Origin of the sequence: Acinetobacter pollinis, from assembly GCF_015627175.1 — a bacterium.
Classification (GTDB): Bacteria; Pseudomonadota; Gammaproteobacteria; order Pseudomonadales; family Moraxellaceae; genus Acinetobacter; species Acinetobacter pollinis.
In genome coordinates this window covers 132,078-156,948 of the sequence record NZ_VTDQ01000004.1, presented here as the reverse complement: position 1 = coordinate 156,948, position 24,871 = coordinate 132,078, and the positions used below count along the sequence as shown (strand labels likewise).

The 24,871-nt window shown below is 35.8% G+C and carries 27 protein-coding genes and 1 pseudogene; 7 read left to right on the top strand and 21 right to left on the bottom strand.

What is annotated here, in order from left to right; genetic code table 11:
• Window positions 1-13 precede the first annotated feature (13 nt).
• From aroD to I2F23_RS03380, 10 genes are all read right to left on the bottom strand, one after another.
• Window positions 14-880 carry a type I 3-dehydroquinate dehydratase gene (gene aroD, locus I2F23_RS03425; protein WP_195771165.1) on the bottom strand — a complete coding sequence of 289 codons (867 nt, stop codon included), beginning with the start codon at window positions 878-880 and terminating at the stop codon, window positions 14-16.
• A gap of 66 nt (window positions 881-946) precedes the next feature.
• Window positions 947-1,576, bottom strand: a complete 630-nt coding sequence (gene pcaG / locus I2F23_RS03420; RefSeq protein ID WP_195771164.1) for a protocatechuate 3,4-dioxygenase subunit alpha — start codon at window positions 1,574-1,576, stop codon at window positions 947-949.
• 18 nt (window positions 1,577-1,594) lie between these two features.
• Window positions 1,595-2,320 carry a protocatechuate 3,4-dioxygenase subunit beta gene (pcaH, locus tag I2F23_RS03415; RefSeq protein ID WP_195771163.1) on the bottom strand — a complete coding sequence of 242 codons (726 nt, stop codon included), beginning with the start codon at window positions 2,318-2,320 and terminating at the stop codon, window positions 1,595-1,597.
• Between the two features lie 13 nt (window positions 2,321-2,333).
• Window positions 2,334-2,741, bottom strand: a complete 408-nt coding sequence (gene pcaC, locus I2F23_RS03410) for a 4-carboxymuconolactone decarboxylase (RefSeq protein WP_195771162.1) — start codon at window positions 2,739-2,741, stop codon at window positions 2,334-2,336.
• 15 nt (window positions 2,742-2,756) lie between these two features.
• Window positions 2,757-4,109 carry an MFS transporter gene (locus I2F23_RS03405; RefSeq protein WP_195771161.1) on the bottom strand — a complete coding sequence of 451 codons (1,353 nt, stop codon included), beginning with the start codon at window positions 4,107-4,109 and terminating at the stop codon, window positions 2,757-2,759.
• A 39-nt stretch (window positions 4,110-4,148) separates the two neighbouring features.
• Window positions 4,149-4,952, bottom strand: coding sequence for an alpha/beta fold hydrolase (locus I2F23_RS03400; RefSeq protein ID WP_195771160.1), 804 nt, complete (start codon window positions 4,950-4,952; stop codon window positions 4,149-4,151).
• Window position 4,953: 1 nt separating this feature from the next.
• Window positions 4,954-6,303, bottom strand: coding sequence for a 3-carboxy-cis,cis-muconate cycloisomerase (gene pcaB / locus I2F23_RS03395; protein WP_195771159.1), 1,350 nt, complete (start codon window positions 6,301-6,303; stop codon window positions 4,954-4,956).
• Window positions 6,304-6,319: 16 nt separating this feature from the next.
• Window positions 6,320-7,531, bottom strand: a complete 1,212-nt coding sequence (gene pcaF / locus I2F23_RS03390) for a 3-oxoadipyl-CoA thiolase (RefSeq protein WP_195771158.1) — start codon at window positions 7,529-7,531, stop codon at window positions 6,320-6,322.
• Window positions 7,528-8,196, bottom strand: a complete 669-nt coding sequence (locus I2F23_RS03385) for a 3-oxoacid CoA-transferase subunit B (RefSeq protein WP_195771157.1) — start codon at window positions 8,194-8,196, stop codon at window positions 7,528-7,530. The genes pcaF and I2F23_RS03385 overlap by 4 nt, the downstream gene beginning before the upstream one ends.
• Window positions 8,197-8,213: 17 nt before the next feature.
• Entirely contained in the window at window positions 8,214-8,873 is a 660-nt protein-coding gene (locus I2F23_RS03380) for a 3-oxoacid CoA-transferase subunit A (RefSeq protein ID WP_195771156.1), read from the bottom strand.
• A 288-nt stretch (window positions 8,874-9,161) separates the two neighbouring features.
• Between I2F23_RS03380 and pcaU the strand changes: the two genes are divergently transcribed.
• Window positions 9,162-9,986 (top strand): IclR family transcriptional regulator PcaU, encoded by an 825-nt coding sequence (gene pcaU / locus I2F23_RS03375; RefSeq protein WP_195771155.1) that lies wholly within the window; start codon window positions 9,162-9,164, stop codon window positions 9,984-9,986.
• Between the two features lie 452 nt (window positions 9,987-10,438).
• On the opposite strand, the pseudogene I2F23_RS14075 reads toward pcaU, so the two are convergent.
• Window positions 10,439-10,707, bottom strand: a pseudogene (locus I2F23_RS14075) (Arm DNA-binding domain-containing protein); the annotation flags it as partial.
• Window positions 10,708-11,444: 737 nt separating this feature from the next.
• Between I2F23_RS14075 and I2F23_RS03370 the strand changes: the two are divergent.
• The 4 genes from I2F23_RS03370 (at window position 11,445) to I2F23_RS03355 (ending at window position 13,836) form a co-directional block, all read left to right on the top strand.
• On the top strand, window positions 11,445-11,807 hold the full coding sequence (locus I2F23_RS03370) for a MerR family transcriptional regulator (protein WP_195771154.1): 363 nt from the start codon (window positions 11,445-11,447) through the stop codon (window positions 11,805-11,807).
• Window positions 11,808-11,884: 77 nt separating this feature from the next.
• A complete protein-coding gene (locus I2F23_RS03365) occupies window positions 11,885-12,796 on the top strand; it encodes a hypothetical protein (protein ID WP_195771153.1) in 912 nt (303 codons plus the stop codon).
• Between the two features lie 3 nt (window positions 12,797-12,799).
• Window positions 12,800-13,513: an HK97 family phage prohead protease gene (locus tag I2F23_RS03360; protein ID WP_195771152.1), complete on the top strand. Its 714-nt coding sequence runs from the start codon at window positions 12,800-12,802 to the stop codon at window positions 13,511-13,513.
• Window positions 13,510-13,836 carry a hypothetical protein gene (locus tag I2F23_RS03355; RefSeq protein ID WP_195771151.1) on the top strand — a complete coding sequence of 109 codons (327 nt, stop codon included), beginning with the start codon at window positions 13,510-13,512 and terminating at the stop codon, window positions 13,834-13,836. The genes I2F23_RS03360 and I2F23_RS03355 overlap by 4 nt, the downstream gene beginning before the upstream one ends.
• 576 nt (window positions 13,837-14,412) lie before the next feature.
• Here I2F23_RS03355 and I2F23_RS03350 read toward each other — a convergent pair.
• From I2F23_RS03350 to I2F23_RS03310, 9 genes are all read right to left on the bottom strand, one after another.
• Window positions 14,413-16,614, bottom strand: coding sequence for a DUF3987 domain-containing protein (locus tag I2F23_RS03350; RefSeq protein ID WP_228285394.1), 2,202 nt, complete (start codon window positions 16,612-16,614; stop codon window positions 14,413-14,415).
• On the bottom strand, window positions 16,611-16,901 hold the full coding sequence (locus I2F23_RS03345) for a hypothetical protein (RefSeq protein ID WP_195771150.1): 291 nt from the start codon (window positions 16,899-16,901) through the stop codon (window positions 16,611-16,613). Before I2F23_RS03345 ends, I2F23_RS03350 begins: the two co-directional genes overlap by 4 nt.
• Window positions 16,894-17,391 (bottom strand): hypothetical protein, encoded by a 498-nt coding sequence (locus I2F23_RS13875; protein WP_228285393.1) that lies wholly within the window; start codon window positions 17,389-17,391, stop codon window positions 16,894-16,896. Before I2F23_RS13875 ends, I2F23_RS03345 begins: the two co-directional genes overlap by 8 nt.
• Complete coding sequence (locus I2F23_RS03335) at window positions 17,388-17,597, bottom strand: helix-turn-helix domain-containing protein (RefSeq protein ID WP_195771149.1); 210 nt, start codon at window positions 17,595-17,597, stop codon at window positions 17,388-17,390. Before I2F23_RS03335 ends, I2F23_RS13875 begins: the two co-directional genes overlap by 4 nt.
• Entirely contained in the window at window positions 17,594-17,809 is a 216-nt protein-coding gene (locus tag I2F23_RS03330) for a helix-turn-helix transcriptional regulator (protein WP_195771148.1), read from the bottom strand. Before I2F23_RS03330 ends, I2F23_RS03335 begins: the two co-directional genes overlap by 4 nt.
• Before the next feature lie 130 nt (window positions 17,810-17,939).
• A complete protein-coding gene (locus tag I2F23_RS03325; protein ID WP_195771147.1) occupies window positions 17,940-18,629 on the bottom strand; it encodes a hypothetical protein in 690 nt (229 codons plus the stop codon).
• Between the two features lie 146 nt (window positions 18,630-18,775).
• Window positions 18,776-20,134 (bottom strand): tyrosine-type recombinase/integrase, encoded by a 1,359-nt coding sequence (locus I2F23_RS03320; RefSeq protein ID WP_195771146.1) that lies wholly within the window; start codon window positions 20,132-20,134, stop codon window positions 18,776-18,778.
• A 526-nt stretch (window positions 20,135-20,660) separates the two neighbouring features.
• Entirely contained in the window at window positions 20,661-21,302 is a 642-nt protein-coding gene (locus tag I2F23_RS03315) for an NAD(P)-dependent oxidoreductase (RefSeq protein WP_195771145.1), read from the bottom strand.
• Window positions 21,299-21,700, bottom strand: a complete 402-nt coding sequence (locus I2F23_RS03310; RefSeq protein WP_195771144.1) for a DoxX family protein — start codon at window positions 21,698-21,700, stop codon at window positions 21,299-21,301. The genes I2F23_RS03315 and I2F23_RS03310 overlap by 4 nt, the downstream gene beginning before the upstream one ends.
• An 85-nt stretch (window positions 21,701-21,785) precedes the next feature.
• On the opposite strand from I2F23_RS03310, the gene I2F23_RS03305 reads away from it, so the two are divergent.
• Window positions 21,786-22,154, top strand: a complete 369-nt coding sequence (locus tag I2F23_RS03305) for a winged helix-turn-helix transcriptional regulator (protein ID WP_195771143.1) — start codon at window positions 21,786-21,788, stop codon at window positions 22,152-22,154.
• A gap of 90 nt (window positions 22,155-22,244) precedes the next feature.
• On the top strand, window positions 22,245-23,546 hold the full coding sequence (locus I2F23_RS03300; protein WP_195771142.1) for a M20/M25/M40 family metallo-hydrolase: 1,302 nt from the start codon (window positions 22,245-22,247) through the stop codon (window positions 23,544-23,546).
• Window positions 23,547-23,831: 285 nt separating this feature from the next.
• On the opposite strand, the gene I2F23_RS03295 is transcribed toward I2F23_RS03300, so the two are convergent.
• The gene (locus tag I2F23_RS03295) at window positions 23,832-24,719 is read right to left on the bottom strand and encodes a LysR family transcriptional regulator (RefSeq protein WP_195771141.1); all 888 of its coding nucleotides are present in this window, start codon (window positions 24,717-24,719) and stop codon (window positions 23,832-23,834) included.
• Between the last annotated feature and the right edge of the window lie 152 nt (window positions 24,720-24,871).

Here is a 24,871-nt window from a genome sequence, read left to right as displayed (position 1 = left end):
CTTTGTCAATCATTTATTGGATAGGCTGGACAGTTTTAAGAAATTGCTTCAGCTCTGTCACATCAATTTGACCAGGTGCTGAGGCTTTATCAATCATTCCAAAACTTAGATTTCCACCCATGTTTGCTGTAGCAACTCGAGAGATTTGACCTAAATGTCCCATGGATATCGTTAATAACGTTTTTGGAGTACGTTCGCTTACTTCAAGCGTTGCATTCATCAAAGTAAAAACATCTTGTTTAGACTTTGGCATAACAGCTATTTTTAAAATATCCGCACCCATGTGATCTTGTTTTAATAAACGGCGAACAATCTCTTTTTCACTAGGTGTTTGATTAAATTCGTGATTCGACATTACAACCAAAATATTTTTTTGGTGTGCCAAAGTGGTCAATTCAGATACGATATTTTCATGACGAAACATTTCAATATCAATTAGTTGAAAAAATGGAGCTTCGAGATAGGCTTTATAAATGTTCTCGTATATTTCATCACTTACGTTAAGCTTCCCACCTTCATTGGCAGTGCGAATGGTCACCAATAAAGGTTTAGCTTTTAGAATGTCATTTATTTCTTTTCCTAAAGCAATGACTTGCTTGGTATCACTGGCAAAATCGAGTAAATCTACTCTAAACTCAGCAATATCAGCATCTTTATTCATTGCAATTTGCTTTGCCTGAGCAAGTGCCTGTACTCTAGTTGTGGCTGCAATAGGTACAATTGTTTTAACGGGTAGCTCACTCAAGTTCAAATGTTTAACGACATATTTGTTCTTTGCTATTGGAGATATATTTTCTGAAGTATATCCAATTGAAATAATGGATAATGACATCAACACACCACAATATATTTTTTTCAAAACACTTTGAAAATTCATCATTTACATATCCTTGTAAAATGAATAAGCGATATACTTCATGTATAAAGCTTGCTCTCATGCCATCAGCTAAATATCAAAAAATACAGTTTCATGTTCTCCCTGAATATAAATATCGAATCGATAAACAATCTCGTTTTCATGGTTTTCTCGCTTGGCAATTAAAGTTTGTCGGCGAGTCGCCCATTCAATACTATTTAAAACAGGATCTTCTTGATTGGCTTGAATTTCATCATCAAAATAAATACGGGTATTCAAACCAACATTGATTCCTCTGGCGAAAATAATAAGTGCAATATGTGGTGCTTGTAGCACACCTTTTCGTCCTTTCACCTGACCGGGTTTAATCGTATTAAAATGCCAAAAACCAGTTTTAAAATCTGCGCCAGTTCTTCCCCAACCAGCAAAGTAAGGATCTGCTTGCTTGCCCTGTATATCTGCTGTACTTGGGTAAGCTCCACTTGCATCGGCTTGCCAAATTTCTAGTAATACATCGCGCATAGGTAAACCTAAGCCATCAAATACTTGACCCTCTATACGAATAGGCTGACCTTCTGTTTTGTCCTGTACAAGATTGTTGTCATAGTTATATGCAAATACATCAATATTGGCCTGTTTCGGCAATAGACCAATATGTACATAAGGGCCACCTGTTTGAGAGGGTGTTTCTTTCATTTCTTGAATATTCCAATTATTCATTCTGTAAACTCCATCTTTTTAAGTCAGGTGATTTTCAAAATAAGTGGCCCGACGACCACGTAAGGTAATATCAAATCGATAACAACGACTGTCTGCTTCAATAAAATTACTTTTATCTTCAAGTGCAATAAGTGCCTTACGTTGCTGTTCAGATGGAATCGTTTTTATAATCGGGCAAGTATCAATTAAAGGATCACCCTCAAAATAGAATTGTGAAATTAGGCGTTGTGCCCAACCATCTGCAATTAATGAGAAGTGAATATGTGCAGGACGCCACTCATTTATACGGTTACGCCAAGGATATGGACCCGGTTTAATCGTACGAAATATAAAATAACCATGAGCGTCTGTTAACATACGACCACAGCCACCAAAATTTGGATCCATCGCACCGATATATTGATCATTCGGATGTCGGTAGCGTCCAGAAGCATTTGCTTGCCAAACTTCAAGCAATGCATTTTTAACAGGCTGTCCAAATTGATCACGTACATAGCCATGAATAATGACACGCTCACCAATTGGTAAACCGTCTTTTGCATAATTCAAAATAAGATCATTGTCTTTTTCACCAAATAAATTGGGTGAAAAATGAGGTGCTGTGACCTCTGTTAAAGTTTCAGCAATTGAAATAAGTGCATTCTTAGGCGAACGCAGTACACTGGTCTTATAACCTGGTGCGTAAGCAGGCGGATGGTCATCACTATTACGCTGTGCATAAGTACCTAATATCAGCTTTGACATATGATTTCTTTCCTTATAAATCTTGATTCACTTTTTCAGGTTGGATATCCAATGCTTCAAATACTTCTTCCGTCATATGCATAGCAGCATTGGCAGCAGGTAAACCTGCGTATAGTGAACAATGCAGAATTAATTCCTTTAACTCTTCTTTAGTTACCCCGTTGTTAAAACAGGCTCTTAAGTGCATTCTTAACTCAGCTTCCCGACCAAGTCCAAGTAAAATAGCAATCGTGACTAAACTACGTGTATGCCTTGTCAGACCTGGACGTGACCATACCTCTCCCCATGCAAAACGAGTAATAAAATTCTGAAAGTCATCATTAAAATCATTTAGTTTATGAATAGAACGATTCACATGTTCCTCACCTAGAACTTCACTGCGAACCGCTATACCTTGCTTGTAACGCTCATTGTCATTCATCAGATGTACCTCTCACTAACTTGCATCGGTATGTGCAACAAATGATTTAATAAAGATTGCTATTGCTGCTGTAGATGCTGGGATAATCAACATGCTTAAAATCATGGTAAATGACCAATGGTTTCCTAAAAGTACTGCACCAATCCAAGCACCAAAGACTGCACCAAAACGCCCTATACCTGACATCCATGCCACCCCTGTCGCACGACATTGCGTTGGATAAAATCGCGCACTTAAAACAGGCATTGCCGATTGTGCGCCATTGACTGCAATACCCGCACACAAGATAAATAGAGCCAGTAAAGTGGGACTCCCTAAGCTTTGGCCAACCACAATTGCGAAAAGACCTGCTGCCAAATAAAAGCCTGCAATAATACGATTTGGATTAAAGCGATCCATTGCCCAACCAATGAATAAAGCACTTATTACGCCACCAAATTGGAATAACCCACCTAAAAATGCTGCACGCTCAAGCGATGCTCCTGTTTCATGCATAAGCGTTGGTAACCAACTCGTGAGCAAATAAATCATGACTAACCCCATAAAATAAGTCAGCCAAAGCAATAATGTGCCTTTGATGTATTTAGATGAAAACAACATACCAAAAACATTATGTTTATTTGCTAATTCAATATTTTCTTGGGGAATATGAAAATTTCTAACGTCACGCACTTGATCAGGCACAATACGTTGTAAAATATGTTTAATTTTTTCTACAGGATAATTCTTAACAATTAAAAAACGATAAGATTCAGGCAATACAAAGACTACCAACAACATTAAAAATAGTGGGGCCCAACCTCCAAGTAGAAATAAACTATGCCATCCAAAAGTTGGAATAAGCCAACTACTTAAAAAGCCACCGATTGCCATTCCTAAGTTATAACCACAAAACATACAGGTAACTAAAAATGAACGCATACGTGTTGGGCAATATTCAGAAAAAAGTGTAGTGGTATTCGGCATTGCTGCACCTAAACCAATACCAGTTAAAAAACGAAAAATAACCAAGCTCTCTAAATTCGAAGCATATGCACATGCCAAGGTAAAACCACCAAACATGAGCATCGACAAAGCTAAGATAATTTTACGCCCAAAACGATCAGCCATTGGGCCTGAAACCAATGCACCTACAATCATTCCACCCAATGCAGCACTCATTACAGGGCCAAGCTCAGAACGGTCTATTCCCCAATCTTGTGCCAATGCAGGTGCGATAAATCCCATTGCCGCAGTATCAATACCGTCAACAAATACAATAGAGAAACAAATTATTGCGATGAGCCACTGATATCTACTAAATGGAGCATTATTAATAAGTGCTTGAGCATCTAAACTATGACCTTGCGCATTATAATCCTTGGACATCCTTGCCTCCTTGGCTTAAAGTCCTTTTCATTTGAGAAGTTACTGAATAGATTTAATAAAACTATCTAAGGCGCGAGTAAAACATTCAGGTTGCTCAACATTAGAAAGGTGAGATGCATCTATCAAATACAACTGACTTCCTACAATATGTTCGTGCATGAATGTTGCATCGTTAATCGTTGTTACAGGATCCGTTTTGCCAGCAATAATCAGTGTTGGAATAGAAATAACAGAAATATTATCTTGAAGATTTGCTCTTGCTAAGACACGGCATGCATCGGCATACCCTTGAGGATTTGTATCTTTTAAACTTTGAATTGCGATCTGTGCGACATCATCATGTTTATAGTCAAAACTATCACTAAACCAACGTTGATGTGTCGATGCAACTAAACTACCTAAACCATGACGTTCAACATCATCTGCACGTGTATTCCATCCCTCTTCATTCCAGATTTTAGCTGCCGAGTTAGCGACGGTAATGCTATGGAAACGTTCAGCCTGATAGACACCTAACCACAGTGCAGTTAATCCTCCCATCGAAATACCACAAAAGTGTACATTCTTAATCTCAAGTGCATTAAGAATATCAATGACATCTTCAGCTAAGTCTTTTAACCGAGTGCTTTTAGCAACCTCACTTTTCCCATGTCCACGTGTATCGTAAGTAATGATCTGATAGGTTTGTTTCAATTGCGCAACTTGTGATTGCCACATTGCATGATCTGTACCCAATGAATTTGAAAACATAATTGTAGGCGCTGTACTTTTTCCAACCATTTGTACTGCAAGTATTTTTCCTGCCCGACTTACCACTTGAATATGCTCATTTTTATAATTCATTTTATTCTTCCTTTGCTTCTTGCAAGACGGCATCAATTTGGTCTTGAATATTCCCTAAATAAGATGTCGGATCGAATATTTCATTAATCTGATGATCACTAAAGTGCGCTTTGACTGCGTCCATCTGAGAAATAATAGTTTTCAAATGAATACCCTCTGCAACTGCTTGCTGGCATGCTTTTTCAACAATATGATGCGCGTTTAAGCGGCCAAGTGAAGGTGCTAAAGCCATCATCACCGCTTCAGCCATCACTAAACCATTTGTACGCTCAAGATTTAAATGCATGTGTTCGACATCTATTTCCATATCTTTGAGAACAGCAAAGGTTTGTTCTAATGCACCTGCAGTTAGCTTAAATATTTCAGGTAAAGACAACCATTCTGCATGCCATCCACCTAAGCCACGCTCATGCTCATGTATCATACTTTGATAGAGGCTCGACATTAATGCTGGAACAAGGTTTGCAGCAGCAAGTACTGATGCAGCAGCCACAGGGTTACGCTTATGTGGCATAGTTGAAGAGCCACCCCGACCTTGAGCTGAGGGCTCTAAAACTTCAGAAATTTCAGTTTGCATGAGTAACGACCAATCTCGGGCCATTTTGCCAAGATTGCCTGTAATCAATGCCAGAATGCTGCCAATTTCAACAATTCGATCTCGCTCACCGTGCCATGTACAGACAGGAGGAGACAACTGTAGTTTTTGCGCAAAAGTTTGAACAACGACTGTCCCATCTTTCCCTAAATATGCTAATGAACCTACTGCACCGCCTAACTGCGCGACAAAAACCCTTTTTTCAATCTCTTCGATGCGATCTAAATTACGTTTAAATGCAGAAGCCCAACGTGCAAACTTATGTCCTAAAGTAATGGGAAGTGCCTGCTGTAACCATGTTCTTCCCATCATCACTTGACTACGATATTGATCCGCTTGGAAAAGAGAGGTTTGATAGCATTTTAAGAGAATTGATTTAATTATTTCGAGTGCATCTCGACATTGTAAAATGCAAGCCGTATCTAGAATATCCTGACTTGTTGCACCCCAATGCACATAGCGAGATGCCTCTTCATCTACTTCTTTTACAAGCGCTGTAAATTGCTTAACAAAAGGAATAACGACATTACCTGCAAGCCCTATAGCAACAGTTAAATCATCAAAACTTATTTTATCTAAAGCAGTTAAACCCACGTGTTGAATGGTATTACTCGCACTTATTGGAATAATATTAAGTTCAGCCTGTGCCTCTGCTAAGGCAACTTCGACATCGATGAGATAAGATATCAAAGCACGATCGCTAAAAATATCAACGACCTTGTTCTGATAAAATAGGCTGGCATAGAGCTGGCGCATAATCACTTCCTTTTGTTTATTCAACTGTCCTTTCAATCATTAAGGCAATTCCCTGCCCTACACCAATACACATCGAACACAGTGCATAGCGCCCATTGCTTTGTTCAAGCTGATTTAATGCTGTCAGTACCAAGCGTGCGCCTGAAGCACCCAATGGATGGCCTAAAGCGATTGCACCACCATTGGGATTCACACGTAAATCGTCGTCTTTCAAACCTAAATCTCGAGTGCATGCTAAAGCTTGTGCTGCAAATGCCTCATTTAGTTCAATCACATCTATTTGATCAAGGGTCATATCCACTTGCTTGAGTAATTTTTTTATCGCAAGTGCTGGTGCAAATCCCATGATACTCGGCTCAATACCCACTGTAGTCGATGCAATAATTCTGGCACGCGGTTTAAGATGGTATTTTTCAACAGCCTCTTCAGATGCGATAAGCAAAGCCGCAGCGCCATCATTAATTCCAGATGCATTCCCAGCAGTTACCGTACCCTCTGCTTTGACAATAGCTTTAAGTTTCGATAACCCTTCTAAGGTCGTTGTTGGACGGGGGTGCTCATCAGAATCAATTACAATCGTATTCCCCTTACGCGGTTGAATGTTTACTGGCACAATTTCTTTGACAAAATAGTTGCGAGCTTGTGCGTCTGCTGTACGTTTTTGACTTTGATAAGCGAAACGGTCTTGATCTTCACGATTAATATTAAATTGAACTGCAACATTCTCAGCAGTCTCGGGCATAGTTTCTGTTCCATACATTGCCTTAAACTTTGAGTTAATGAATCGCCATCCCATCGTGGTATCTTCAATTATTTGCGAACGTGCAAATGGTGTCTCCGACTTACCCATCACATAAGGTGCACGAGTCATACTTTCTACGCCACCAGCAATTACGAGATGTGCTTCATTTGTTTTTATCATGCGTGAAGCAATTGCAATTGCATCTAGCGATGACCCACATAGGCGATTTACTGTAGTTGCTGGAACACAAGGAGGTAAACCTGCCAATAATGCAGACATACGTCCTACATTTCGATTATCTTCACCTGCCTGATTGGCACATCCGTAGATCACATCATCTACTTGTGACCAATCTACATTCTTATGTCGCTCCATTAATGCAGAAATAGGGATTGCACCTAAATCATCTGCACGTATAGACGCAAGCCCCCCACCATAACGTCCAAATGGCGTACGTACAGCATCGACAATATATGCATTTTTCATGTAGTCGATCCTTCCGATTCAGTTGCATCAATTAATGGCGCATCTGTTAGACGCTGTAGCTCTTCGAAACTTAAACCATCTACCTTTTCAATTACTTTTAATCCTTCTGACGTCACATCCATAACACAGAGGTCGGTATAAATACGATCTACACAATTTTTTCCTGTTGCTGGATAAGTCAAAGAGGTAACAATTTTAGACTCACCCTTCTTAGTAAGATGATCTGTCGTTACAAATACTTTTTTTGCTCCAACAGCCAAATCCATTGCCCCACCCACCGAAGGAATTGCATCGGGTGCACCAGTATGCCAGTTCGCAAGATCTCCATTTACAGCCACCTGAAATGCACCTAAAACACAAATATCTAAATGAGCACCACGCATCATTGCAAAAGAGTCTCCATGATGAAAAAAACTTCCGCCTTTAAGCATGGTTACAAACTCTTTACCTGCATTAATAAGCTCAGGATCTTCATCTCCACTCGCAGGCGGAGGGCCAAAGGCCAATAAACCATTTTCTGAATGTAAGAAAATATCTTTATCGCTAGGCAAATAACTAGATATTTTCGTTGGTAATCCAATACCTAAATTGACGTATGAACCTTCAGGAATATCCTGTGCAACACGCTGTGCAATAGCATCACGGCTAAGTTTTTCATAACTCATATTAAAGCTCCCTGCTTTTATACTTTCACCACGTATTGAACAAAAATCCCTGGTGTTACAATTACTTCTGGATCAATCTGGCCTAAATCGACAACTTCACTAACCTGCGCAATTGTTACATTTGCAGCCATTGCCATGATCGGTCCAAAATTACGTGCTGATTTTCTGTAAACTAAGTTACCCCAACGATCCCCTTTATATGCTTTGATTAAGGCAAAATCTGCTTTAATTGGAGTCTCTAAAATATAGTCTTTATTTTCATAACTCAGTGTAGGTTTACCCTCTGCCAATAATGTGCCAAACCCAGTAGGGGTATAAATTGGCCCTAATCCCATACCCGCTGCTTGGATACGACATGCCAAATTACCTTGAGGAACAATCTCAAGTTCAATTTTCCCTGCTCTATAGAGTTCATCAAAAACATATGAATCAGACTGACGAGGAAACGAGCATATAATTTTCTTAACTGCTCCTGCTTTGAGTAGTTTTGCTAAACCATATTCCCCATTTCCTGCATTATTACTTACGATTGTCAGATCCTTTCGACCCAGTTCAATCAATCCATCAATGAGTTCTGCAGGTTGACCCGCAGTTCCAAAGCCACCTATCAGAATGGTTGAACCATCTTTGATTTGGGCAAGTGCTTCCTTTAAGTTCACTGCACTTTTATCTATCATTTAGATAACTCCAATGTGCAAATATGCATCTAGCAAATTTAAAATAAAAGAAAATACTTATATTTCAATAAGTAAAATTATATGAATCTTGCACTATGCTCTATGAAGAGTATTTGCGTCCTTATCTTTGAATATTTTTTATAATTTTGGAGTAAACTTCTAGAGGAGATATTTCTATTTTGTTCGATCTCAAAACATTATGTTCGATCATCGAACAAAACATGCTTAATTCTGTTTATTTAGGATTATTCTATATACCCCCTTCACTTTCATGGATTGAAAAAAGTTATGAATAAAAAATTAACTAAAGGAGATCAAATACGTCTTAATCCAACAAATAAAAAAACCATTCGTCATGAAGATTTTATTGCTGGTCTAAGTAAAGGTTTATCAATTTTAGATAGTTTTGGAACTGATCGCCATCGTTTAAATATTACAATGGCAGCCGAAAAAACTGGCATGACACGAGCAGCAGCACGTCGTCATCTGCTGACATTAGAGTATTTAGGCTATCTAGAGTTTGATGGGCACTACTTTTATCTATCTCCCAAAGTTCTAAAGTTATCAGGATCATATCTTGGAGCAGCTCAACTTCCTAAAATATCACAGCCCTTACTTAATTTATTAACTAGACAGACTTCTCTTATCTATTCTGTAATGGTATTAGATAATTATGAAGCAATTACTATCGCTCGAAGTTCATCTCATCAACAAACCGATCGTGTTAATCCTTACGGATTACACTTAGGGAATCGGTTACCTGCCCATGCTACATCTGCAGGTAAAATTTTATTAGCAAACTTAACAGAGGAAGAACAACATGAATGGCTAAAACAATATCCTCTCAAACGATTAACTAAATACACTTATACAAACCATAATGATTTTTTAGCGTTATTATTTGAAATTAAAGAAAAAGGTTGGTGTTATTCGAGTGAAGAACATGAACTGGGTATACATGCTGTTGCCGTTCCAATTTGTGACCAATACTCCAAAGTAATTGCTGCTTTAAACATTGTTTCACCCACCACAAGAACCACTGAAGCATACTTAGTCAAAGAGATTCTGCCTTTACTTGAAGAAACATCAAGAGAGTTACGCAATATTCTTTAATAGATAATTTATTCTATAACAACATTTATATATGTAAAATTAATCACAATTATTACAAAAAATGTAAAGATAAATCTAAAAATCATATTAAGATTTTTGATGAGCTGTTTGAGTAATTTTTTGGAATATTTCAAGTGCGGTTTATAATACTAAGTTCAAATCATAAAATCGATTTACATATTAAAAAAGTTGAAGAAAAATATCCTTACCATCATCAAGAGTTTTCTTATTTTTTATGGATAAATAAAAATACTAGCGAGATACTTGATCCTAAACTATATGATCAATTTGATGATGCAACTATTGGAAAAAATATTATTATAGACCACGTTAAATATTGTATTAAAGACATAGTATTCAATACCAGAAGAATAGAAACCTAGAAATATTATAATTCATTACAATAACATAAATTAGTATTGTTAACTTTCATTATATTAGGATAAAAAATCCTTGGTAAGGGTTTCATTTTCACCCCTACCAATATCTGTAATGAAGTCTTGTGCTTTCTTTCTTGCAAGCTGCCCGCCTATTTCAGGATAGCCACCAATAGCTAGCTATGACCACTTACCACATGGTTTCTTATATTTGCTTTGCCACGACTTGTTACCGTTCTTTTAACCGTTTTGCCGTCTAGTTTCCGATAACTTTTATTCTCAGGCTCAAGGCTTTCTAGGATGGTGTCAGATAATAGACGTCTTTTTATATCTGAACTTTCCATTTTCTTGTATCACAGCGGTTTCAATAAATATGAAAGGATACACGCATGGATACAAGCTAGGTAATACTATATAAAGCTATATTTGTGCGTATAACACTATGCTTAGGCATAAAAAAAGCCTCAATCCGTTAAGAATCAAGGCTTTATAACTTACATTTTTCATATTAGAGCATATAAGTTTAAGTGATGGCGTCTACCAAACTAGAGTAATAAATAATTGTTTTAATTTAATTTATTATATTTAAAAAATACTACTATACACATAACTATACAAGGTTTCTTATATTGTTAATATTGGATTTCAAATCCATATCTAGGAATAGATTTCAAGCCTAATTTTAGCATAACCACCACTGGCAACCATAAAGTAAACCGTGACGATTGAATATACTTTCCATGATTTAGCATCTAACCAAGTGACAAATCCACTACCCTAAAAGTGCAGTAAAAAACTAAAGGTAAATTTAAAGTCAATTTCACAAAAAAAACCTGTTTTTCAAAGAGTGAAAAATACAAAAAAATCCTATTTCAAACCAGTTAATCCATTTCAATAATTTAGATGCTTAAAAAAGCCACTTTTGACAGTGGCTATAACAGATACTAGGCATTAAATTTACATTTAAAGTCGTTGCCCTAGAGCCTGTTTAGGTGGAGTTTTTACAAGTATAAAATAACATCAATTATTTTAAATATGTTATAATAAATAACCACTTATAACTAATTATAGGTTTAGATTTATGTTAATTAGCACAGATATTTTAGAACAAGTTTTACAAGAAAATGGCATAAACTGGGTAACAACTAAAGACATTATTAATCGCAGTAAAAAGATGATGTCTGAGTCATCAGTAGACCAACAAATTTATTTAGACAAACTCTATTTAAAAGCGATTGAGCTAATGATTAAGCCTAGTGATAACGGCACAATATCCGAACAGCAAGCAATTAAACTATTAGGCAAGTCACCAGCGTTTTTTAAGGTTGCTAGGAATCAAGGCAGACTTACACCAAACTATATGATAGTTGGCAATGGTTACAGATACACACTGAATGATCTTGCGGAATACATGGCAAAAAGAGATAAACAAAAACCGTTATAAGTCGTTATTTAATATAAGAATAACTATTAATTAATCGCCTATATTGTGCTTATCAGTAATTCATTGAGTACATTGAAATGCGTATTAAAGAAACAACTCTCGTAAAATCATTATTTTGCCAAGCTGTTAGTAAGTCACCTTTAGACACGGTACAGGTTGCTATTAAAACTTTTGGCGAAAATTCAGCAGTTGCTAAGCTCCATGCACAAAAAAACTTCTCTTTACCATCTAGTACAGATTACAACGAAATCGCCGCCAGCCAACAATTTATTAATCTGATTGAAGCATCAAGCTTATTAGGACAGATCAAACAATTAAATAAACACATTGAGATGCCACTGTATACCAAAGTATCTAGCTTTGATCTTGAAGACTGTAAAGTAATTAAACAATCTCAACCTACTAATTTACTTAATGAAACGTCACAGATCGGTTTTACTTTAGAATCAAAAAAAATAGGGGGTTTTGCAATATTCCCTAATTTCTACTTTAAAAATGATATGTTCAGTAAAGTTGAGCCTGTCATTAATCAAGCATTGATTAACAGTTATGTTGCTGGTGAAAATACGGACTTTATCTCAGTCATAAAATCAGGGGCAGTTCAAAGCTCAAATATTGATGATGCCTTAGTTTTAATCAAAGACCAAAAAAACGCCGTGATGATTATGCACCCTAGTGATGCTTTGATCTTAGCTAAAAAATATCAACTCAATACATTGGGCGTTACTGGTGGTAGTTACTACGGTGTTTCTGTATTAACAGATAAATCAGTCATTCAAGGTGAAAAATATATTTTTGATTCATCTAAATTGGTTTTAGCATCAGACCCTATCATTGCCTTGAAAAATACTGAAGAAGCCACTGTGCAAACACTAGTAGGTGAACCTGTATATTTGTTTCAACAAAATAAAACAGCCATCAAAGTTATTGGTGAAAATGGCTATAAGTTTATGAATGGCTATAACGCCATTTTAGTTGTTGAGGCATAAGCTATGGAAAAGTTTTTCTCAACCTTAGAAGTAAAAGCCGTTAATAGTGAGCAACGTATTATTAAAGGGATTGCTACCACCGTGTCACCCGATAGAGTCAATGACACCATAGATATTAATGGTGCAAAGTTTCAGCTACCTATGCCACTACTTAGACAGCACGACCATAACGAACCGATTGGCACAATTACCAGTCTTATTAAAAAAGGAAATGGTTTAGAGCTAACAGCACAGATTGCCAAAGTAGATGAAGCTGGTGCATTAAAAGATCGTATCGACTCTGCTTGGGGTGAGATTAAAAGCGGTTTAGTGCGTGGCTTATCAATTGGCTTTAGAGTGTTGGCTTATGATATGAATGATAGCGGTGGCATTGCATATACTGGCATAGAAATCTATGAGGTTTCGGCGGTGACTGTACCAGCAAATGCAGACTGTTCTATCACTTCAATTAAGTCACATGCTTTAACACATCGACCTACTAAACAAATCAAACCACAGCACACAGTTGTAAAATTAGGTAGTGTACCCAGCAAACCTGTAGAGCTAGACCCTTTCAAAACCCTAACGGAACATGAAAAAGTAACACTTGCCCGACTTGCTTATGCCAGTAGCACTGAAAGCAACGATTACTTGCTTAAAAAGCGTTTAAATGATGGTCGGGAAAAATATGAGGTGATGAAGTTATTTATTAAGTCATTAAGAGGTAACTACTCATGAATTTAAAGCTCCAAATCGCCAATTTAAGCCCTAAAAATCGTTACAAGCAAAGACCATACAGCGTAGAGGTTCGCAGACATGCTGGCGTTGATATGAATAATACGCAAATTGATTTTATATCATCTGTTCAGCAAACGCCGTTAGATGGCGTTGCTTATTTATTAGTGAAGTACATAGATAGCCCAGCCAAGCTCAATTTAATTAAAATAGCGATGTTATTTCATATTTATAGGCATGATTTCGATATGTTCTTAGCTAAAAATAAGACTGATCCTAAAGTAAAAAAAGCATCTCAAATATGGGCAAAGTTAAAAAGCCATTAATTTACCCTACTGGGTGGGGGGGGAATGTATTTTTCAAAGGTCAAACCGCTTGGACACCGCCTGCCTCCCCATTTACAAAAAAAATTGTGTTTTGGAAAAGTTAAGTCTAAAAGTTAACTCCAATAAAATAAAATACTATATATCAATAATTTATTATTATTAAACTTGCACTTTCACATGCACTATTTGCACTTTATATGCACTTTATATGCACTTTTTAGGTTAAAAGTTAACTTTTAATGCACTATTTGAAGTTAAAAAGTTAACTTTCATAGATTAAAAAGTTAAGTCTAAGGTTAAGTACCATAAATCATTTCACTAGATAGACGGACGAAATTTTCCGTTCGTTTATATCTTTTATGTAGAAATTCTGTCTTAATGTCTTAATTTGGCTATAAGCCTTATGTACCAATGGTTTTGATTAAGCCACCACAAAAAATATGCTTGTCTTAATGTCTTAACAAATATGAAAAAATTAGTATTTAAGACACTTATTAAGGCATTAAGACACTGATAAAAATACCAATGCCTTAATGTAATCCCTTGCTGTGTAATGGTTTCAAGCGAATTAAGACACTAAGACACTTTTTCTAACAAAAGAGGGTTAATAACAACATAACGAGTTCTGCCACTTTCATCAATTCGCAAGTATTGGGAGTCAATCAACTCATTCAATGCCAACTCAATTAATTGCTTATTTCCTTTCATCGGTCTAGGACAATTATTCATAAAGCTAGAATATGTCAATTTATCTGCTTTCTTATTCAGGCAATACTTAGTAAACCAGTTAATTAATTTAATGGTATTACTCTCCTCTTTCGACTCAATCTCAGCATATCTCGCCCATTCACCCAATGAATGACGTACTACATCACAAGCCCCTTGCAAGGTCTTAGCATCTATCTTTTTTAAACCCTCAAAGTAAGCGAATACTGTAGCCAAGCGTCTAGCAAGCTGACTGGCACGACTACCGAACGCTTGTAAATACTCATAGCGTTCACCTTTCGCCTGTAATCGCTCTATTTCGTTGTAGAAAGCTAAATCAATCTGTTTGGCATCATTATCCATCTGCAACACATAACGCCCATCATCGCCCTGTTCTGTGCCTTGTGGCATCGGTGTATCATCGAGTAGATACTGGCAACGATTCCAGTAGGCAATTAACCGATGATCTAAGTTGGCATTAACAGCTTGTTTATCTGCTGTTTGTAGCCGTGTGCCTGCTAGGTTCTCAGGTATGGTTAATATAAAACGTGGTAAGAAGCCTTGTCCTCTTAGCACTGGGTCTTTCAGTGCATCGGATAAAACCTCATGCTGTCCCTGCAGATTGAATGTAAGCCGTACATCATAAGCCCGACCACTACCATTGAGGTTCGACTTAGACCGTGTACGTTCCACCGAACCATCATCAAATAGCTTCGCATAGCCTCCTAGTGCATGATTTCGGGTATCTGACTTCATAGTATTACCGCCAAAGAATTGCCCTGCTTCATCACTGGATATGGACGCATCACTAATCACACCATCAACATATAATCCTGCTATGGCTTCGAGTGTAATATCGCTATATCGACTAATCGGGTCGCTTGGTGGTGGGCTTTCTTTTAAGAATATTTCCTTTTCTTTTCGTTCAAGCCCTGCCAGTAAGGTTTTATGTTGCTCTACCTCTTTGCGGTATTCCTCATATTGCTGTCTTTCATGCTGAATAATGGCTCTATCTGCCATATCTCGGCTTGTACTCTTACGGCTTCCGCTTTGCCCCTCCGTCAGTAAGAACAATCCGCATGGTTCACCCTGTGTCTTAAATGGGTGAGGTGCATTTACTCTTGCTTGTGCAATATGCGACATTGCTCCAATAACGCATTGAGCAGTCATAGCAATAGGGGCTTGCACATGCTCGGCTATCGCCATAATCGCTTGTTTAGCTAAATTAGGTACTGAATTAATAGGATAAGGGTTATTATCCATTGTATTTGATGTACTCAAAGGAATTAACTCACCCCACTGGTTACTCAATGGATCTGTTTTGGGTAGGGTTCTAATCGCTTCATCAAGAAACGCTTTAGCCTCTGCATGGTCGTTATCACAACTTAGGTCTGTTAAAAACTCACTTTCACCCACTTGGATATGCTGATTCAACAATTTTATAGCTGTGTTTTGCTCTAGCTGTATATATCCATCAAGTTTGATATGTTCAGGGCGTACGGGCATGTATAACGCCGTATAACCTGCCTTACTAAGTTGATTAACGACATATTCAACCTGTTTAAAGTCATATCTGTTTAATGGCTTATGCTCAAGCGGTTTACATACATCAGGTAATAACACCAATACAACAGCGTACCCAGTAGAAGCTACTTTAAAAAATGCCTCCAGGTGATGAGTAATAATAATCGGTTGGTCTTTTACTAGCTCACCAAAGTAGGCAAAGCCTTTTGCCACACCACCGTCAGGATAAATACATACTGATTTATCAAAACTCAAAATTGAGGTTTGTATATGCTGTAAATGCCCATCAACAATAGGAAGTAGTAAAGGGTCTATATACGTTTTACCATCTATAGTAACTTCGCCAACATCAACATAAATAGGCTGTTCAGGGCTACCGAAACGTGCAATTAAATCATGTGTTAAATATTGGTTATTTTGTGGCTTTAGTACAGTGGATTGAGCTATAATATCGCTATGGCTAGTTGGCACTGGCATACTATGATGGCTCACTTCTTTAAGTGGGCTTTCTTTTGTCTGAATGTTTGCTATTGAAGTCTGAATGTTCATGCTACACCCTCATTTTTATTATGTTCTATGGTGTATTGCTCCATTTCATACTCATAGTTGTTTTCAAAATGTCTTAATAAATATTGATTAATTTCTAACTTTTTCTCTAACGTATAAAAAAAGTATTTACTACCAGCATCACGCTTAATCAATTCAGCTTTCAGTTTTTGTACTTCTTTAGAAATATCTTCAAGTCCAACTCGTAACCATTCAATTTGTTCAAGCGTTAGAGATACTAGGTCTATTAAATCGCCTGCATCGTATTGGGGAATATTTTGTTTAGACATGCGTATGCACTCCTGTTGATATAGGAGCTTCGCTAATCACTGTCAAATAATTATTGGCGCGAAGCTGTAAGGCTCGGTTGACAGACAGGCTCAACAGGTGACCTGCACACTCGAAAGTGTCCGAACCCCACAACTCCGCATAGATATGCAGACGCATAGGGGGATTTCGTACAAAAAAAGCCCTTGCGGACTGTACGCCTGTTGAGAATTTATAGCCTGTCAAAGCTAACCTTGAGATTTTGCTCAAGGCATGGCTAGGATAATTATTTAATTTGTTTTTTGCAATCATCTTTTTGGTTTTTAGCTTGTTTGCTTTATCCACCAATGGTGAAAATTCACTACGAAAGTTTCGTAGTAAGCTTATCCAAATTTGGATATGCCCCTGTTTAGCTTTGAGGTTATCCTCCATTGGAGGTTGTACCTTTAGATCACTTTTAACAATAAATTTAGCTGTCAATCGGTGGATCATGTTTTTAGTAAAGTTTTTCATGATTTCACCTCAATTAGCTCATAACGTGCATGAGTACCTTTGTTATTAATATTGCTTTCGTAATGGGTCACAATGTCATAACCATTTTTACGGAGGCGACTAATCACACCAGTGAGCGAATAACATTTAAATTTTTGTCCAGCTTCAATTACTGTGATTGTTTTACCTGTTTTGAGGTAGGCAAGTATTTGTTGTTGAGCATTCATGCTTGAACCTCCACACCATTTACTTTTTCTTTTTGTGCGTTGTGCCATGCCAATAAATCTGCATAATCAAAATAGACTGGTGCTTGGCGTGTAGTGCCAAATTTATAGGCTTTAGGAAAGGTAGGGTCTTTTTTAGGTAGGCTTCGCAATGTATCGCGAGTAACGCTTAGTAATTCACATGCTTGATTATATGTAATTCTTAAAGGTTGCATTTATATAGCTCCATATGCTGATGTATGGAGCTAGTATGGTTTTGTTTTTTATATTGAAAAATACATGAGCTAGATCATCATGAGATAAGCTAGATTAATATGTGTTTAGCTAGGTTATACCATGCTTTTATTATTTTTTTATATTTTCCCTATCCATTTTGGATAGCCATTTAGAAACTGTCATGGGGTCTTTCAAACCTAACTGCTCATAAATATCTCGTGCACAGGAAGCATAGCTTGTATATCCACCAGCTTTGAATAAGTCATAGGCTTTTTCTTGCTTATCCTTAGACTTTTGAGCTTTCATTTTGCCTCCAAGATCGTGAGCTTTTACTTCATTATGCAATGAATTAATTATTACAGACTCAATACCTAGTAACGCTGTCCCATGCCCAAGTAAAAAATTAGCTCTGTTTAGATTATAATTATCATCTGTGGCATTTTTAGATATAACGCAATGCTTCAATGCCAAATATAAACTTAGCTCACCATCTTCATTTTTAGTTAGTTTTTTATTTTTAGCATTATATCCTTTAGGAAATTCATTTAACTTTCTAAAATTACCGTCGTTTTCTAATATGAATTTTTTAAACCGATCTCTAAACTCAAAAATATATTTTGGTTCATCTTCAAGTAAACTTATAGAAAATAAAACAAAATCATCTATAGAAAACTTAAATTTAGACTTACTTGCATAAAATGCAATAGCTATATCAACAGCATTAGTTACACAATCCCAAATACCATCATTAAGGCTTTTTAGATAAATAAGTGCTTCATCTGGTGTGTTTATTTTTAAACTATTTTTCCCATTATCCATACATATACTTCCCACAGCACCCGAAAAAATACTAGGTCAACATATTGGGTATATGTTTTCGGTAGCGAACCTAGACCTAGTGGGTTAATAATAACTTATATTTAGCTATCATTCTGCATATAAAGCCAACTATACACATTAAATATTTAAGCAATTTTTTGATCTATTTCTGAATCCTCAGCCATTGAATCAAAGTAAACTTTCAACAATGTAGACTGCTCGGTACTTAAATCTAAACGCTTTATTAAATCGCCCATCATGTCTATATTACTTGGAATATCGTGTTCTTTACCCTCAGCAAGTGCGTCCAAATAATTAGCCCATATTTGCATCATTTGTGTTCTTTGATTTAAATAAACTGCCTTGTTATATACACCCTCTACACCACCCACTTTATGAGCTAAAGCCGATTCTACCCATTCACGTTGAAAGCCATGCTCACGTAACGCCGTGCTTAAAATATGTCTAAATCCATGCGGTGTTTGTTTGCCTTTATAGCCCATTTCTTTAAGTGCTTTACCAAAGGTATTGTTAGAAATAGGTGTATTTGCCCTAGATCGACCACGAAATAAATAAGGGCTGCTGCCACTAAACTGTTTTAATTCTTCTAATAGTGCTATTGCCTGTTTAGGTAAAGGAATAACGTGTTCAATCCTTTTTTTCATACGATGTGCTGGAATCGTCCATAACTTCTTATCAAAATTAAATTCTTCCCATACAGCCTTTCTCATTTCACTGGGGCGACAACCAAATAGAATAGATAGCTCTAAACCTATAGAAGTTTGGCGACTAGGAAAACGCCGTATAGCCTGTAACAATGTTGGTAATTCATCTATAGCCACGTGTGCCATATTTTGCTTTTCATGCTTTTCTAAAAACTTATGAATACCCGATATTGGGTTATGATCAATCAACCCAGTGACTTCTGCTAAATCGTAAATATCCTTACATAACCCCCTTACACGATTTCCCATTTCAATAATAGGCTTGCCTGTTTTAGGGTGTGGCTTTTTTTGAACCTCTTGAAATAACTCCAGCCACTCTTTTTTAGTAATTTTTCGGTAATCACGCTTACCCATTAATGGATAAACATGATTTTTTAGTGAACCCTCATTTCTTTTTCTTGTGTCATCAGTCCACTTTTTACCTAAACAGTAGTTACTAGCAAGATATTCAAAGGTACATACAATATTATTTTCAGCTTCTTTGGCTTTTTCATCTTTGTAATCTTTAGGGCTTATACCTTGAGATATGAGTGTTCGCCATTCATCAGCTTTCTTTCTTGCCAGCTTCCCACCTACCTCATTAAATGAGCCTAAACCTAGCCAAGCCCATTTTTGAGTAATAGGGTCTTTATAACGAAAATCCCATCTTTTATTTCCTTTATGGCTTACAGAAAAATAAAGATTTTCACTATCTTTTACTCGATAGTCTTTATCCTCAGGTTCAAGGGCAATTAAAACCGTGTCACTCATTGGAAAGCGTTTAATAGCATTTCTTTTCATGGATTCTTGTATAGCGAAAACATATCGAACTCACACTATACACACCACTATACAAGCCAATCAACACTATATACGTTTATATAAAGTTATATACAGGCATAAAAAAAGCCTCAATCCGTTATAGATCAAGGCTTTATAATTTATATTACTCATATTTCGGCATATAAATTTAACGATTTGGTGGAGATGGCGTCAGTTTAACTAAAGTAATAAGGCATTGATATTAAATATATTTATTAAAAATCAAAGAATATTTTACCCAATTATTACCCCAAAGTATTTATAAGGAATTTAACACCGATAATACACTATTCAAATCCATATATAGGATTTGAACTATACATAAAATAGGAATAGTTTAACGTTCAATAATCAATTAAGAAATTATAACTTAAAGATGCTCTACCTATAAACTTAGGTACAAAAACTAACTGCATATATCATCCAAATACCAAATTTTATTACTTATACTAAACTTTCAAATTCATAGTTAACTTTTTGTTATACCTTTAATTCATTGAATTAGTTAAAGTGACTGCTGGCTAATTCCTGGCGCTTGCTTCAAATATGTATCGTTTAGAAGTTGATCATACATAAATATAGCAACATCACTACGTGAAATAGTCATAGAGTGATGTGTATGTCCATAATATCCGATATTCAATTTCTGTGAAGGTGTAGTGCTCTTTAAAATAGCTACTCTCGCCATAGTCCATTGAATATCAGAATGACGAATAACTTTTGCTAACTCTATAATGTCCTTATATGCATTAGGCATAACAAATTGTATAATTTTTGCTGGAAACCAAACTTTTACATCAAAAGTATCATTTGGATCAGCTACTGTACCAGTTGAAATTGCAATTAGTCGATGCACAGATTCCTGCTTCATTACAGATATTATCGTATGCATAGCTGTTCCAATAGGTTTGTTACCTGAATGATTTAACTTTGTAGGGCCAAGTGCTGATAAAACGGCATCTGCACCATGAATAGCTTTAGCTAGTGCAATACGATCATTTATATCTCCTCTAATAATTTTAATATTAGGGTGATCAAATACTGTATTAGACCGACAAAATACTGTTAATTCAAAACCACGTTTAAGGCCTTCTTTTATAAGATAGGCTCCTGTTTTCCCTGTTGCACCAAATAACGTTATTTTCATTTGATATCTCCTACATGATTTAAGCTAAACAAACCGTATGGAGATGCTGGAGATCTTGCAGTATTTTGCAGAGAAAATGATGTAACTAGTAAAACTACTCCTATAACTGCTGGTATTGCTCCACGAGGCTTACGTACTCCTATATGGGCTAAACCAGACAAAATTAAGTGAAATAGCATACCTGCATAAGCTAAATCACTTAGCATTACGCTCACTCGGGAGATAATTGCGATAACAGCAAGTATTTTAACTAATGTTAATAGTGGCACTAGGTATGCAGGATATCCAAAACTGATAATAGTTTTTTTAACCCAATCATTTTTAACAATATAAGTTATTGCTGAAACTAAGTATAAGAGACTTAGTAAAAATGTAGTGATCCAATAAATATTTATCATTTGATAACTCTTTTTATCTCGACTAGACACTAGAATGTCGTTTAATATAAAAAAATACAAGTAGGATTAAATACTGGATATTAGTATGGAAAATAAGACTAATGACGTAAATATGCATGAAGAAATGCGTAGAGCCTTTAATATACTTTCAGGAAAGTGGAAGTTAGAAATTATGTGGCTACTTAATCAAAAGATTTATAGATTTGGAGAGTTAAAAAAAGGAATTCCTGGAATTACTCAACATATGCTGACTACCAAATTAAGGGAGTTAGAAGCTGATGGGCTTATATCTCGAAAGGTTTATGCTGAGGTCCCACCCCGTGTAGAATATTCAATTACAGCTAAAGCTAAAGGGCTTGAACCCACAATGAGAGAACTTACTAAATGGTGGATAAAGCATAAGGATACTAATGTTATCAATAAAATCTCAGTTGGACGACCAACTAAGCAATAATATTTAAAATGATAAATTCATCACAATTATTATGTTTTATGATATATACATTAATTACCTTCAATTTTATTAATCATCTAAATCTCTCTTATGAATAAGTATTTTCTTTTAGCGTCTTTACTAAGTATTTCTCAATATGTATTTGCTGATATAAAGGATAATCAAGATATTATCTCCTATACAAAAGATAAAAAAAATGAACAAATATCGTTACTCAAAGAGCTTGTCGATATAAATAGTGGTACAGAGAATAAACAAGGTGTCATAGCTGTTGGGGAAAAAGTTAAGCCACTCCTAGAGAATCTAGGATTTAAAGTTGAATGGAAAGAATTACCAGAAGGTATGAAGCATGCTGGAAGCTTAATTGCAACCAAAACAAATAATAGTTCTTCTAAAGAAAAATTTTTAGTTATTGCTCATCTAGATACAGTATTTCCATCTGATAGTAGCTTCCAAAAGTTTGAATATATTGATGACAAGAAAAAATTTGCAAAAGGGCCAGGTGTAATAGATGATAAAGGCGGTATCGTAACCATCATCTATGCTTTAAAAGCACTTGATCATATCAATGAGTTAAAAAATAAAAATATTACTATTGTACTGGTAGGTGATGAAGAGCTAGCTGCAAAACCAACCGATATTTCTAGAAAGTCTTTAATAGATGCTGCTAAAGACAATTCTATCGCTTTAGGTTTTGAGTTTGCACTCAATGATAATCAATTAATTACAAATCGTAGAGGATTATCAGAATGGTACATAAATAGTTCAGGAAAGCAATCTCATTCATCGCGTATCTTTGAAAAAGATGTTGGTTATGGTGCAATTTTTGCTATAGCCAATACCCTTAATGAAATTCAAAAAAAATTATCTCACACAAATGGATTAACTATAAATCCAGGAATTCTGCTAGGAGGATCACACCCTATCGAAGATATAGAACAAGGTAGTGGTAAAGTTGATGGTAAAAAAACAATTGTCTCAAACAATGCTCTAGCCCATGGAGATATTAGGTATCTTAATGAGAACCAGAGAGATTATGCAAAAAAAATAATGACTAAAATTACATTAAATAATTTACCTCTTACCGAAACCACAATATCTTTTAAAGATATTATACCTACTATGTCAGAAACTTCTGCAAATAGAGATTTATTAGAGTCATTCAATCAAATAAATAAAAATCTGACACATAAAAGCTTAAGTGCTGTTCCATCAAATGATAGAGGTGGGGCTGACATATCATATATCAGTAAATACATGGAAGGAGCTATTGATGGATTAGGTCCTTGGGGCACAGGAGCACATACGGAAAAAGAAACTATAGATTTAGACTCTCTAGAAACGGTAACCAACCGAACAGCTATTTTTTTAAAAAATTATCCAAATTTTTAAGTTTTTAATATTTTCTCATTAGAATTCTCTTCTGAAGGAACAACTATAAACTACATAACAGGAGCGATAAAAGATTGTTGCTCCTGTCTTTTATCTAATTATAATTTTCCATACTTTACACTAACTAAATATACATTCTATCTTAAACCTTTAATTACATTTTTGTAATCTAAAAGTTAATTCTCACTTTTAGAGTTATGTGAACTGCCACCACTCTCCTAGACAAATTTCGTCTATTCTAGCAACTAGTTATATAACTACAGTAGTTAGGCTCGAGTAATTTTTTTAAGTATATCGTAAAGTATCAACTACAAGTTTTAAAGCAGGAGGTTGCTGTCTACGATGAGGATAATAGAGATGATAGCCTTTAAATTGAATACTATATTTTTCAAGTACCTTAATTAACTTACCATCTAATAGGTCTTGTTGAACCATATCTTCAGGAATATACGCAATTCCTAAACCCAATCGTACAGCATCAGCACTATGATAAGACTCATTAAAAATCCATTGACCTGTAATTTTAATTTTAATCTCTAAACCTTCATGCTCAAACTCCCAAGCATATACTCCACCACCACTTGTCAACCTAAACCCAATACAAGAATGATTATATAAATCTTGTGGTGTTTCAGGAGTCCCTTTCTTCCTAAAATACTCAGGTGTTGCCACAGCAACCATTTTCACATCAGGGCCTATACGTACTGCAATCATTCCATCTGCAACTTTACTACCAAATCGCACACCAGCATCAAAACGTTCTGCAACAATATCAACCATTCCACTATTTGCAGTTAACTCAATATTAATATCAGGATAAAGTTCAGATATTTTTTGGAGTTTAGGTAGTAAAATTTGTTTGATCGCATGGTTACTTGCATTAATTCTTACTGTACCTGCTGGGCTATCTCTAAGTTTCGTTAATAAAGTAAGTTCATTATCAATATGATCAAAACTAGTACTAATTGTTTCTCTTAATCGCTCTCCTGCCTCTGTTGGCGATACACTTCTTGTTGTTCTTGTAAGCAACAGCATTCCTAAACGCTCTTCCAAACCACGAATTGTGTGACTTAAAGCAGATTGAGATACTCCCAATTTACCTGCTGCCTTTGTAAAACTACCTTCCCTTGTTACCATTAAAAATGCGTATAAATCATTATAGTTATCTCTCATATACCACTCCCTTTCACTATAAAATATCTAAAGTAAAACTATTTATTAATGAATTTTTCTCATAACTAAATTCTACTTTCGTTACTTAATCTTCTAAAGCGATTTATCTATCTTATATGTATTGAGCATTAACTACTTATTGGAAATTTAAA